Source organism: Ornithinimicrobium sp., assembly GCF_051004135.1.
Taxonomy (GTDB): Bacteria; Actinomycetota; Actinomycetes; order Actinomycetales; family Dermatophilaceae; genus Ornithinicoccus.
In genome coordinates this window covers 1-8,163 of record NZ_JBPCKQ010000174.1, presented here as the reverse complement: position 1 = coordinate 8,163, position 8,163 = coordinate 1, and the positions used below count along the sequence as shown (strand labels likewise).

The following is an 8,163-nucleotide window of genomic DNA, read 5'->3' as shown; positions in this document are numbered from 1 at the left end:
CCTGCACGCCCCGATCGCACTGGTCCGCGCCTTCCTGCCCGCGCTCACTGCCCGCCCCGGCGGCCACATCGTCAACGTGTCCTCGCTGTTCGGGCTGATCGCCCCGCCCGGGCAGACCGCCTACGCCACCAGCAAGTACGGCCTTCGCGGCTTCAGCCAGGCGCTGAGGCACGAGCTGGCCAACCGGGATGTCGGCGTCACCAGCGTGCACCCCGGCGGGGTGCGCACCCGCATCGCGCTGGACTCCCGGACCGGCGAGGGCCTCGACGAACAGGAGGCCAAGGCCGGGCGGGAGGCGTTCGACCGGCTGCTGCGGATCGATCCGGCTGACGCCGCGCGGATCATCCTGCGCGGTGTGGAGCGGCGCCGTGCCCAGGTGCTGGTGGGCAAGGACGCGGTGGCGCTGGACCTGCTGGAGCGAGTCGCGCCGACCGCGGGCGGCTCGCTGTTCGCCGCGGCCCAGCGACGAGTCGAGCGCCGCCGGAGCACCCGGCGAAGGGCACCCGAGCCGAACACCCCTGGCCCGGACCGCGTCGCGCCCACGGTCAACGCCTTGCCGGGGCTCCGCACCCTCGACGCAGGTGGCACGCAGGTACGCCTCCGGGTCACCGGCGCGGACAGCGCCGAGCCGGTCCTGCTGCTGCACGGCATTGGCCGCAGCCTGGAGGACTGGAGCGAACAGCGCGACCTGCTGGTCGCTCAGCGGGTGATCAGCCTGGACCTCCCCGGGTTCGGCCACACCCCGGTCGCCCCCGGCGGGATGAGCCTGGAGGTGCTCGCCGAGACCGCCGTGGCGACGCTGGGCGCCCTCGGCGAGCAGCGCCCGGTGCACCTGACCCACTCCTCCCGGTCGCGCACCGTCGCCGTCGAGCGCTCGCTGTATGCCGATCCCTCCCTGGCCACCGATGCGCGGGTCGACCGGGCCATGGCACTGGCCGCCGTCCCCGGCCGGGCCGAGGCGTTCCGCGAGGCATTGCTGTCCGTCGGTGGGGTCCGCGGCGTGCACCAACCCTGGCGAGACGAGCTGCTGGCCCGGCTGACGGCCTACCCCGTGCCCACCCTGATCGTCTGGGGCGAGCAGGACCAGGTGCTGCCCGCCGCTCACCTGAAAGCGGCCGCCAAGGCCCTCCCCCACGCGCGCACGGTGCTGCTGCCCGACACCGGTCACTTCCCGCAGGTTGAGCGGCCCGCAGAGTTCGCGCGGTTGGTCAGCCGCCTGTGGGAGGCCGGCGTCCCCACCGGCGCCCCCCGGTGATCGGCCCGATCACGCGTCAGCAGGCAGCAGCCGGAAGGGCGTCCGCCGTCACCTCCGGCAGCGCGGCCCGTCCGGCACGCGTCCATCGCAGGATGTCGTCGATGGCTTGGTGCGCGGAGATGATGAGCGTGCCCGCTTCGGCGCAGTGCCCGTCGAGCTTCCTCACCGTGGGGTGTGTGGCTTCCAGGGCGGCCACCAACCATCCACTTCCCGTAGGCATCGCGCGTCAAGACCAGGCAGCCGAGCCGCTCCGTCACGGCCAGGATGAGCGAATCACCGAGGGACAGCATCGCCTCGCGAGGCCCCGGGGACGACGCCGGCCCCGGGTGAGCAGTCGAGACCTCCGAGAGCTCGGCGGCCCGGACCAGGTCTGCGTCGGTCGGGTGCTCGACTCGCAGACCCAAAGCACTCAGCGCCTCGTGGATCTGGCCAGCAGTGCTCCGGTTGCCCCTGCGTCGAGTCACGGCGATCGACTCGGTGAGGACGAGGCCGGGCAGGATGGCGCCGTCATGGTTGTTGGCCCACACCGCGGCCAGCAGGGACTGAGCCGTCAGCAGCCTGACCTCGCCATCACTGACCACGAATCGGACACGGCAACCCGGCCCGACCCCCAACGCCGACCGCACGGCCGCCGGGATGACCACGCGGCCCTCCGCACTGAGCCGAGTGTCGACATCGAGCCTGCCTGCCATGCTCGTCGTCTCTGCCAAAGCAGTCGCTTCTTGCCAGTGACTCGGCATACGACATGGTGTTGCTCGCTCACCCAGGGCTCCCGGTCGCTGCCGGCCGCTCACCGGGCAGGGACGCGCCATTCGACCTACCGTCGAAGGTATGACGACACACACCAGCACCGTGCAGATCGACGTCTCCGCGCAGCAGTTGTGGACCTACCTGTCCCACGTGGAGAACTTGCCGGAGTACCTGCCGCAGATGACCTCGGCCCACCGGACCGGCGACGACACCGTGCAGGTCACCGCGCAGATCGACCCCTCCGACCAACCGGCCCGGGAGGTCGAGGGCCAGGCGTGGTTCACGGTCAAGGAGGAGGGCAAGACCTTGACCTGGGGCTCGGAGGGCCCGAACAACTACCAGGGACAGCTCGACATCGACTCCGCCGGTGACTCCTCCTGCGAGCTGACACTGCGGATCAACAGCGAGCGAGCGCAGGCCGATGATGTCGAGACCGGGGTGCAGCGCACCGCCAAGGGCATCAAGCGGGCCGCCGAGGCCAAGCACGGCTGAGCAGGCGACGGCCCGCCGGCCCCGGATCGGGTGCCGACGGGCCGGACAGTGAGTCTCAGGCCTCGATCGTCGAGGTGTCGATCACGAAGCGGTAGCGCACGTCAGAGTTGACGACCCGGTCGTAGGCCTCGTCGGCCTGGTCGGCGCTGATGAGCTCGATCTCCGCGCCGATGCCGTGCTCGGCCGCGACCTCGAGCATCTCCTGGGTCTGCGCGATGCCACCGATCATCGAGCCGGCCATCACCTTCCCACCGGCGAGCAGGGAGAAGGCACTGAACTCGCACGGGTCGCTCGGCCCGCCGAGGTTGACCATGGCGCCGTTGGGCTTGAGCGTCGACAGGTAGGAGTCCAGCGGCAGGTTGGCGCTGACGGTGTTGATGATCACGTCGAACGTCGCGGCCAGGTCGGTGAAGGTCGACTCCTCCGAGGTCGCTCGGTGGTCGACGGCGCCGTAGCGCAGGCTGTCGTCCTTCTTGGAGGTGGTCTGGCTGAGCACGGTCACCTCGGCGCCCAGCGCCACGGCGAACTTCACCGCCACGTGCCCGAGACCACCCATGCCGACGACGGCGACCTTCGTGCCCGGGCCGGCACCCCAGCGCTTGAGCGGGCTGTAGGTCGTGATGCCGGCGCACAGCAGCGGCGCGGCGACATCGAGCTCGATGCCGTCGGGGATGCGTAGCACGAAGCGCTCGCTGGCCACGATCTGCCGGCTGTAGCCGCCCATCGTCTTCTCGCCGTCGTAGCCCTCGCCGTTGTAGGTGACGACGGCGCCCTTGACGCAGAACTGCTCCTGCCCGCCCCGGCAGTACTCGCACTCGCCGCACGAGTCGACCAGGCAGCCGACGCCGACCCGGTCCCCGACCTGGTATGTGGTGACGCCGTCGCCGACAGCGGAGACGGTGCCGGCGATCTCGTGCCCGGGAACCATGGGGAAGATCGAGGCGCCCCACTCCTCGCGCACCTGGTGGATGTCGCTGTGGCAGATCCCGGCATACGCGATGTCGATGGCGACGTCGTCGGGACGCAGGTCCCGGCGCTCGATCGTGGTGGCCTTCAGCGGGGCGCCGGGGCCGGCGGTGGATAGTGCGGGGGTGACAGACATATCTCTCCTGCGTCGATGGTGGGGACGCTGGGGCAACACGGCGTGACGTGAGGTATTCCACACGGTCTCGTCTCCGTCAGCTGGATGAGGACACCAAGCGGCGGCTACGACTTCGCGCAGCCGCCAACGGACGGTCGATGGAGTTCGAGGCCCGCGAGATTTTGCGCTCCACGCTCGACGCACCCCAGCGAGCCGACCTGACCTGGATCGAGATGCTGCAGCAGGCCGCGGTCCAGGTCGGCGGTGTCGACCTCGAAACCGCACCCGACACGCCGGCCACCGCGGCCGACTTCCGCAACGAGACCGACCCGGCCCAAACCCGGTGATCATCCTCGACACCAACGTCGTGTCCGAGGTGATGCGTGGTCCGCATGCCGACCCCGGTGTGATGCGGTGGCTGGGGGACCTACCTGAGGTGGCGGTCACCACGGTCATCAACCGAGCCGAGCTGGCGGCGGGGATCCGACTGCTGCCGGACGGCCGTCGCAAGCGGGCGCTCGCCGAGACCCTGGACATCGCGCTGTCGGGCTTGTCCGTGTGCCTGCCGCTGACCACTGAGTGCGCCGAACACTACGCCGACGTCGAGGAGCTCACCGATCTGGATCTGACTCTCCTCGACCCCTGGGCGGAGGAGTCGTAGCGTCGTAGGCTGGCTCAACTGACCCCTCCCGTAGGGAGCACAGCCATGAGCGACCCGCCCCGCCTGCGGCTCACCTCGGTCACGATCGGCGCGCCCGACCCGCGCGCGCTCGCCGCCTTCTACGCCCAACTGCTCGGCACCACGGTCCACGACGAGGATCCCGCCCGGCCGGGCGAGCCACCGGAGGCCGGCTGGGCACAGCTACGAGCGTCGCGCGAGGGTGGGTCGGTCACCGTCAACGTGGAGTATGAGGAGTGCTGGCAGACCCCGGTCTGGCCCGCCGAGAGGGGCCGGCCGGTCGCGACCCAGCACCTGGACATCGACGTCGAGGACCTCGAGGAGGCGACCTCGTGGGCACAGGAGTGCGGGGCCCGGCTCGCGGCAGACCAGCCGCAGGAGACCGTGCGAGTCCTGCTGGACCCGGCCGGCCGGCCACCCACCCCTTCCCCACCGAGTGGGTCCTGGCCCGGTGGACCGCGGAGCTCGTGGACCCGGACGTGCGGGCGTATGTCGTCGTGACCGACTGGGACAGCGACCACATCGTCGGGTTCGCGGCGACCCGGGGCGCTGAACTGCTCCACTTCGGCACGGCGAAGGACACCTGGGGAGAACCAGCGGGCACGAAGGTTCTACGAGAAGCTCGGCTGGAGCTCGACCGGCCGACTCAGCCGCACCTCCTTCGCTCCTGACCCCGTGCTGGTGGAGTACACCCTCGACCTGGTCGATGGACCTGGCCGATGAGGAGCGCTCACCTTGCCCCTCCGTCGCGGCGACGTCGCAAGACCGCTGGGCCAGGCACGCGTCGCCCAACCGAGGGCTACAGGAGTGCTACATTTGTCGCATGACCGAGGTGGCAGCACGAGAGCTCCGCAACCGCACTGGGAATGTGTTGCGCAGGGTGGAAGCGGGTGAGCAGGTGACGATCACCTCTCGCGGTCGTCCCGTCGCGCAGCTGACGCCGGTGCCTGCGGTGCGTCGCCGACCGATCGCACGTGCAGAGCTCACGCGGCGCCTGGGCCGCGCGCAGGCCGACTCCGGACTTCGCGAGGATCTGGCGGTGCTGGCGGGCGATACCACGGATGATCTCGCTCCGCTTCGTTGATGACACCCGCGGCGAAGGGCCTGCTCGATACGAGTGTGTTCATAGCCCTCGAGTCGGACCGGCCGATGAACATCGGCTTGCTACCGGACCAGAGCGCCATCTGCCCGGTGACGATCGCCGAGCTGAAGGCAGGGGTGCTGATCACCGCCGACCTCGACGTTCGCGCGCGGCGGTTGGCCACCCTGGAATCCACGGCCGACATCGAAGTGCTCGTGATCGATGCCGAGGTCGCGGCCGAATGGGCCCGTCTGCGGGTGCACCTTGCCGAGACCGGCCGGCGCGTCAACGTCAACGACCTGTGGATCGCGGCTACCGCGGCCGCCCACGGACTTCCGGTCGTCACGCAAGACGATGACTTCCGCCCACTCGAAGGCGCCAGAGGTGTTGATGTCATCCGTGTCTGACGTTCGAGCTGGGTACCCGCCGCCGAACGCTACGCCGGCACGAGCCGCGGCCGGTGACTGTGCCGCTGCAGGATCATCAACCGCAACAACGACGGGCTCGCCAGGCTCGTCGCCGAACCGGCCGTCGTGCACATGCCCGGCGACCATCGGATCGAGCATCGGCTCGGGTGGCTCGCGCTCAGACCTCGCCGGATTGGGCTGGCGGTGAGGGGTCCGGGGAAATGGTGCTCTTGGGCGATACCCCGGCCCACAGCATGCCGGCCTGCCACTGCTGTCCGATGCCTCGGATCAGCGGCGGCCACACAATCAGGTAGCGGAACGGCGTGATTGCGGCGAAGTAGACCTTCCCGAGCAGGCCGTTGGGCTTGATCAGGACCGCTATCTGGCCGCGGTAGCCACCGGCATCGTCCGGGACCCACCCCATGTGCAACACCGCGTGCACGGTCTGGTTGACCAGCTCTGCCGCCCACTCGGTGTCGGTCAGGTAGAGCGAACGGAACGGGAGGTTGGGGAACTCCGGGCCGGCCGGAGCATCGCGCAGGTCGGCCGGCAAGCGGTCGCGCAACGTCGGCACCCGGCAGCCGACTCCGGAGTCCGGGTCGTCCCAGCCGAGCAGCTCCCCGAGCTTCCAGCGAATCGTGAAAAGCATGCGGGCGGCCCAAGACGGGTTGTCCGACGTGTCGCCCGCGGCGAACTGACGCACCAGTCGCGGGAAGTCGTCAGGTCCTCCCGGGGTCGGCAACACCCACACGTCCTCGAGGCGGAAGTCGGGCGCGATCTCATGAATCCGCCAGGGCCGGGAGGTGTGTGCGGCGTTCGGAAGCTTCATTTCGCCGACGATCCGGGGCGCGGTGTTCGGAAGTTTCATGTTCGGGGTCTCTCTTTCGTTTCAGTGGCGTGTCGCCGCAAGGGGGTCGAGGCCGAGGACCCCTGCGACGGCGCGAGCCGCCAGGCGCTCGTCGTGCGGAGCCTGGCCGGCCAGCTCGATCACGGTTCCTTCGAGCGCACCGAGGAAGGCGAGCGCGAGGGTTCTGGCCGGGGCGCCAGGTGGGATCGCTCCCGCCCTGCGGCCGGCCTTGATCAGCCGGACGCAGTGCCTGACGAGCAGCTCGTAGTTCCGCTCGACCTCGCGCCCGACGGGATGGTCTTGCCCCGAGAACTCCAGCCGCAGTGCGACCGCCATACGCGCGATGTCACGCCGGCAGAAGACGGCGTGACATCGCGCCAGAGTGAGCAGGGCAGCGACGGGGTCGGACTGAAGCTCGATGGCTCGTCCCACCTCCCGGTCCCAGGTCTGGAGGACCCATTCGAAGGCGGCCAGAGTCAGGTGCTCCTTGTCCTTGAACAGATGGTAGAGAGCGCCACGCGTGTAGCCGGCGTCGTTTGCCACCCGCTCTAGCACGAGGTTGCCGTAGCCGTACCGGGATATACCCCGTGCCGCCGACTCGAGCAGCGCGTCGCGTGTGCGCGCCCTTCGCTCAAGCTGGGTCGGTCGAGAAGAAGCCTCAGTACTCATCCGGCCGCCCATCCGCCAATGACACGTCAACGTACATGCACGAATGTATGTTACTTACCTTCCCGTGCTCGAGCAAGGCAACCGATCCTCCTGGGCGACGCGAGCGTGCCTCCCCGGCCATCACCAACCGTTGTTGCCGCTCATCCAGATGCGGCAGCACCACATCGATATTCGCCCGCACCCCACCCACCGTGGCCGGGCCACCGGTCGGGGCCGCGCGACCGATCAGAGCTGGTCCGGTGCATCCGCGCGGCCACCTTGGCGTATTCCTCGGCTCGGTGGCGGTCCTTGGGAGGAGACTGTCGCGACACCTGGTCGAAGATCAGGTTCGGGCCCCCGAACGCGGACGTTGCGGCCCTCGACGGTCATCGTGATGCTCTGTGGGAGCAAGTCGTCGTAGGTGCCGCAAAGGGTGGGGACGACGTCGAGGGCGATCAGAACGTTTCGCAACTTCATCAACGCAGTAGCGTCGGTGGCGGGGATGATGTCGAGGTCGTGGGAGGTGATATCGCCGCCGAGGTGCTGCAGCGCGACGGAACCGGTGAGCAGCCAGTGCACACCCTCGGTCGCGAGTACGTCGATGAGAGACCCCGCGTCCAGCGGCGGGCGGGCGGTGGGGTCCATTGGTTCGGCCCGAGTTCACCGTCGAGGAGACTGGCGCTATTGCCCTGATGCGGTGGCGTCGGCGGAGCGGCGGGCCCGCACCACCGAGGCCACGACCACGCAGATGAGGACCAGCGCGGCGATCGCCAGGTAGCCCCCGACGTAGTTGCGGTCCAGCAGGGTTGGGTTGCTGGCGCGCGCGCCGAACCGGCCAAGGAAAGGGACCGCCAAGACGGTGACCGCGCCCAGCAGAACCAGCCCAACGGACAGCAACCTCCGCAAAGCTTCGGGACGGAAAA

At 69.6% G+C, this 8,163-nt stretch carries 13 protein-coding genes; 7 read left to right on the top strand and 6 right to left on the bottom strand.

The window, feature by feature from the left end; all coding sequences use genetic code 11:
• Positions 1 to 1,255: SDR family NAD(P)-dependent oxidoreductase (locus ACR2FV_RS12000; protein WP_434015930.1), on the top strand; the 1,255-nt coding region annotated here is incomplete at its 5' end.
• A 16-nt stretch (positions 1,256 to 1,271) separates the two neighbouring features.
• On the opposite strand, the gene ACR2FV_RS11995 is transcribed toward ACR2FV_RS12000, so the two are convergent.
• Positions 1,272 to 1,421, bottom strand: coding sequence for a hypothetical protein (locus ACR2FV_RS11995; protein ID WP_434015929.1), 150 nt, complete (start codon positions 1,419 to 1,421; stop codon positions 1,272 to 1,274).
• A 665-nt stretch (positions 1,422 to 2,086) separates the two neighbouring features.
• Between ACR2FV_RS11995 and ACR2FV_RS11990 the strand changes: the two genes are divergently transcribed.
• Entirely contained in the window at positions 2,087 to 2,497 is a 411-nt protein-coding gene (locus tag ACR2FV_RS11990; protein WP_434015928.1) for an SRPBCC family protein, read from the top strand.
• A gap of 55 nt (positions 2,498 to 2,552) precedes the next feature.
• On the opposite strand, the gene ACR2FV_RS11985 is transcribed toward ACR2FV_RS11990, so the two are convergent.
• A complete protein-coding gene (locus ACR2FV_RS11985) occupies positions 2,553 to 3,599 on the bottom strand; it encodes an NAD(P)-dependent alcohol dehydrogenase (protein WP_434015927.1) in 1,047 nt (348 codons plus the stop codon).
• A 47-nt stretch (positions 3,600 to 3,646) separates the two neighbouring features.
• Here ACR2FV_RS11985 and ACR2FV_RS11980 point away from each other — a divergent pair, with 47 nt between their 5' ends.
• The 5 genes from ACR2FV_RS11980 to ACR2FV_RS11960 all read left to right on the top strand — a co-directional run bounded on the left by ACR2FV_RS11980 (position 3,647) and on the right by ACR2FV_RS11960 (position 5,745).
• On the top strand, positions 3,647 to 3,925 hold the full coding sequence (locus ACR2FV_RS11980; protein ID WP_434015926.1) for a FitA-like ribbon-helix-helix domain-containing protein: 279 nt from the start codon (positions 3,647 to 3,649) through the stop codon (positions 3,923 to 3,925).
• Positions 3,922 to 4,239, top strand: a complete 318-nt coding sequence (locus tag ACR2FV_RS11975) for a PIN domain-containing protein (protein ID WP_434015925.1) — start codon at positions 3,922 to 3,924, stop codon at positions 4,237 to 4,239. Before ACR2FV_RS11980 ends, ACR2FV_RS11975 begins: the two co-directional genes overlap by 4 nt.
• A gap of 45 nt (positions 4,240 to 4,284) precedes the next feature.
• A complete protein-coding gene (locus tag ACR2FV_RS11970) occupies positions 4,285 to 4,758 on the top strand; it encodes a VOC family protein (RefSeq protein ID WP_434015924.1) in 474 nt (157 codons plus the stop codon).
• 322 nt (positions 4,759 to 5,080) lie between these two features.
• Complete coding sequence (locus ACR2FV_RS11965) at positions 5,081 to 5,341, top strand: type II toxin-antitoxin system Phd/YefM family antitoxin (protein ID WP_434015923.1); 261 nt, start codon at positions 5,081 to 5,083, stop codon at positions 5,339 to 5,341.
• Positions 5,341 to 5,745, top strand: a complete 405-nt coding sequence (locus ACR2FV_RS11960; RefSeq protein ID WP_434015922.1) for a type II toxin-antitoxin system VapC family toxin — start codon at positions 5,341 to 5,343, stop codon at positions 5,743 to 5,745. Before ACR2FV_RS11965 ends, ACR2FV_RS11960 begins: the two co-directional genes overlap by 1 nt.
• Before the next feature lie 178 nt (positions 5,746 to 5,923).
• On the opposite strand, the gene ACR2FV_RS11955 is transcribed toward ACR2FV_RS11960, so the two are convergent.
• The 4 genes from ACR2FV_RS11955 to ACR2FV_RS11940 all read right to left on the bottom strand — a co-directional run.
• The gene (locus tag ACR2FV_RS11955; protein ID WP_434015921.1) at positions 5,924 to 6,574 is read right to left on the bottom strand and encodes a DUF2867 domain-containing protein; all 651 of its coding nucleotides are present in this window, start codon (positions 6,572 to 6,574) and stop codon (positions 5,924 to 5,926) included.
• Between the two features lie 60 nt (positions 6,575 to 6,634).
• The gene (locus ACR2FV_RS11950) at positions 6,635 to 7,273 is read right to left on the bottom strand and encodes a TetR/AcrR family transcriptional regulator (RefSeq protein ID WP_434015920.1); all 639 of its coding nucleotides are present in this window, start codon (positions 7,271 to 7,273) and stop codon (positions 6,635 to 6,637) included.
• Between the two features lie 213 nt (positions 7,274 to 7,486).
• Complete coding sequence (locus ACR2FV_RS11945) at positions 7,487 to 7,885, bottom strand: hypothetical protein (protein WP_434015919.1); 399 nt, start codon at positions 7,883 to 7,885, stop codon at positions 7,487 to 7,489.
• Between the two features lie 36 nt (positions 7,886 to 7,921).
• The coding region (locus ACR2FV_RS11940; RefSeq protein ID WP_434015918.1) for a hypothetical protein at positions 7,922 to 8,163 on the bottom strand (242 nt) is incomplete at its 5' end.

Excerpts from the sequence above, each read along its gene's own strand:
- ACR2FV_RS11990 (WP_434015928.1), top strand. The coding sequence starts at position 2,087 with ATGACGACACACACCAGCACCGTGCAGATCGACGTCTCCGCGCAGCAG.
- ACR2FV_RS11985 (WP_434015927.1), bottom strand. The coding sequence starts at position 3,599 with ATGTCTGTCACCCCCGCACTATCCACCGCCGGCCCCGGCGCCCCGCTG.
- ACR2FV_RS11970 (WP_434015924.1), top strand. The coding sequence starts at position 4,285 with ATGAGCGACCCGCCCCGCCTGCGGCTCACCTCGGTCACGATCGGCGCG.
- ACR2FV_RS11965 (WP_434015923.1), top strand. The coding sequence starts at position 5,081 with ATGACCGAGGTGGCAGCACGAGAGCTCCGCAACCGCACTGGGAATGTG.
- ACR2FV_RS11960 (WP_434015922.1), top strand. The coding sequence starts at position 5,341 with ATGACACCCGCGGCGAAGGGCCTGCTCGATACGAGTGTGTTCATAGCC.
- ACR2FV_RS11955 (WP_434015921.1), bottom strand. The coding sequence starts at position 6,574 with ATGAAGCTTCCGAACGCCGCACACACCTCCCGGCCCTGGCGGATTCAT.
- ACR2FV_RS11950 (WP_434015920.1), bottom strand. The coding sequence starts at position 7,273 with ATGGGCGGCCGGATGAGTACTGAGGCTTCTTCTCGACCGACCCAGCTT.
- ACR2FV_RS11945 (WP_434015919.1), bottom strand. The coding sequence starts at position 7,885 with ATGGACCCCACCGCCCGCCCGCCGCTGGACGCGGGGTCTCTCATCGAC.